The following is a 1094-nucleotide window of genomic DNA, read 5'->3' as shown; positions in this document are numbered from 1 at the left end:
GACACGGCCCGTGATTTCGCGGCCGAGCATCTGGCGCCGCATGCGGTGGAGTGGGATCAGGCCAAGCATTTCCCCGTCGACGTGCTGCGGAAGGCGGCGTCGTTGGGGATGGGCGGGATCTACATCCGCGAGGACGTGGGCGGCTCCGGGCTGACCCGGGTGGATGCGGCCCGGATCTTCGAGCAGCTGGCGAAGGGCTGCCCGTCGATCGCGGCCTATATTTCCATCCACAACATGGTGACCTGGATGATCGACCGGTTCGGCACCGAGGAGCAGCGGCACGCCTGGGTGCCGGGGTTGTGCGCGATGGATCAGCTGGGCAGTTACTGCCTGACCGAGCCGGGTGCCGGGTCGGATGCGGCGGCGTTGAGCACCAGGGCGGTCCGGGACGGCGACGACTACGTGCTCAACGGGGTCAAGCAGTTCATTTCCGGGGCCGGGACGTCGGAGGTGTATGTGGTGATGGCCCGCACCGGTGAGGGCGGGCCGCGCGGGATTTCGGCGTTCATCGTCCCGAAGGACTCACCGGGGCTGTCGTTCGGGCCGAACGAGGTGAAGATGGGCTGGAACGCCCAGCCGACCCGGCAGGTGATCTTCGAGGATGTGCGGGTGCCGGCGGGCAATCTGCTCGGCGACGAGGGTGGTGGGTTCCGGATCGCGATGGCCGGCCTGAACGGGGGCCGGCTCAACATCGCCGCGTGCTCGGTCGGTGGGGCGCAGACCGCGTTGGAGCGGGCCGTGGCGTATCTGGCGGACCGGAAGGCGTTCGGGTCGTCGTTGCTCGACTCGCAGGCGTTGCAGTTCCAGCTGGCGGACATGCGCACCGAGCTGGAGGCGGCCCGCACGCTGTTGTGGCGGGCGGCGGCCGCGCTGGAGGAGGGTGCCCCGGACGTGGTGGAGTTGTGTGCGATGGCGAAGCGGTTCGCCACCGACACCGGGTTCGAGGTCGCGAACCGGGCGCTGCAGCTGCACGGCGGGTACGGCTATCTTGCCGAGTACGGGATCGAGAAGATCGTCCGCGACCTGCGGGTGCATCAGATCCTCGAGGGCAGCAACGAGATCATGCGCGTCGTCATCGCCCGCAGCGTCGTCGG

At 68.9% G+C, this 1094-nt stretch carries 1 protein-coding gene; it reads left to right on the top strand.

All coding sequences use genetic code 11. The features are described from left to right. Positions 1-1094, top strand: a 1094-nt coding sequence (locus P3H15_RS54050) for an isobutyryl-CoA dehydrogenase (protein WP_276144831.1), incomplete at both ends; no start/stop codon positions are given.

The sequence above is a fragment of the Rhodococcus sp. T2V genome (assembly GCF_029269925.1).
Classification (GTDB): domain Bacteria; phylum Actinomycetota; class Actinomycetes; order Mycobacteriales; family Mycobacteriaceae; genus Rhodococcus_F; species Rhodococcus_F koreensis.
This window is presented reverse-complemented; position numbering and strand designations above follow the sequence as displayed.